The sequence below is a fragment of the Aliifodinibius sp. S!AR15-10 genome, assembly GCF_031569985.1.
Classification (GTDB): Bacteria; Bacteroidota; Rhodothermia; order Balneolales; family Balneolaceae; genus JAMQKA01.
This window is the reverse complement of the sequence record NZ_JAMQKA010000118.1, coordinates 1-974: the sequence shown is the minus strand read 5'-3', so window position 1 is coordinate 974 and position 974 is coordinate 1. Positions and strand designations below refer to the sequence as shown.

Here is a 974-nt window from a genome sequence, read left to right as displayed (position 1 = left end):
AACAAGAGCGTCGAAAAGCGGAAGGCCGAACGGATCTTGAAATTCCTATGCGGCCCGATCACGGGCACCGCATGCTCGACGATCTTCAAAAAGAATCCTATCCCGGCTACTCTGGACTGGGACGTCTCCGGGGGCTGGCCGAACTCCGCGGACTGGAGATGGGGATCCGCAAGATGTTGGCAAGGGAAACCTAATCCAAGGTAGAAGATACATCAATTAAAAGAAATTACTGATGGCTACCAGAGATATTACAGAAATCAAGCAATAACTAGACAACAAAGTTATGATGCAAACTCAAAATATTTTATGGGTCACATTTTTATTGTTTTGCTGTTGTTTATTTTTGGGATGCAGTAAATCAAATCCTGATGTATCGGACGATTCCAAGACATTAATAATGGCCCATGGCATGCACCTGGAACATCCGGTAAGTAAGGCGATGGCATTTATGGATGAACGGGTGGAAGAGATATCCGATGGCAAGTTAAAAATTGAGATGTATCCCAACCAACAGCTTGGTTCTGAGCGAGAGCTGTTGGAACTCGTACAAATCGGGACTGTAGCCATGACCAAAGTGTCGGGAGCCGCACTCGGTAAAATTGTTCCGGAAGTCACCCTATTCAGCCTGCCCTACCTGTTCCGGAGTGAGGCTCACCTGCATGCCGTACAGAAGAGTGAAATTGGCGCCGAAATATTGGAAAAAGGTGCCGCTTACGGGTTAAAAGGGCTGACCTATTATGATGCCGGATTTCGAAGTTTCTATACCGTAGACAATCCCATTCGCACGCCTTCCGACCTGCAGGGAATGAAAATTCGGGTCCAGGAAAGTCAAATGGCTATTCAAACTATGCAAGCCCTGGGAGCTTCTCCCACTCCCCTTTCCTATGGGGAATTGTACACAGCATTGCAGAGCGGGGTTGTGGACGGGGCCGAAAATAATCCCCCCAGTTTTCACACCGCACGCCATTACGAAG

At 47.9% G+C, this 974-nt stretch carries 2 protein-coding genes; both read left to right on the top strand.

Annotation, left to right across the window (positions count from 1 at the left end; all coding sequences use genetic code 11):
- The coding region (locus NC796_RS26595) for a mannonate dehydratase (RefSeq protein WP_310688924.1) at positions 1-194 on the top strand (194 nt) is incomplete at its 5' end.
- A gap of 203 nt (positions 195-397) precedes the next feature.
- On the top strand, positions 398-974 hold a 577-nt coding region (locus tag NC796_RS26590; protein WP_310688922.1), incomplete at its 3' end, for a DctP family TRAP transporter solute-binding subunit.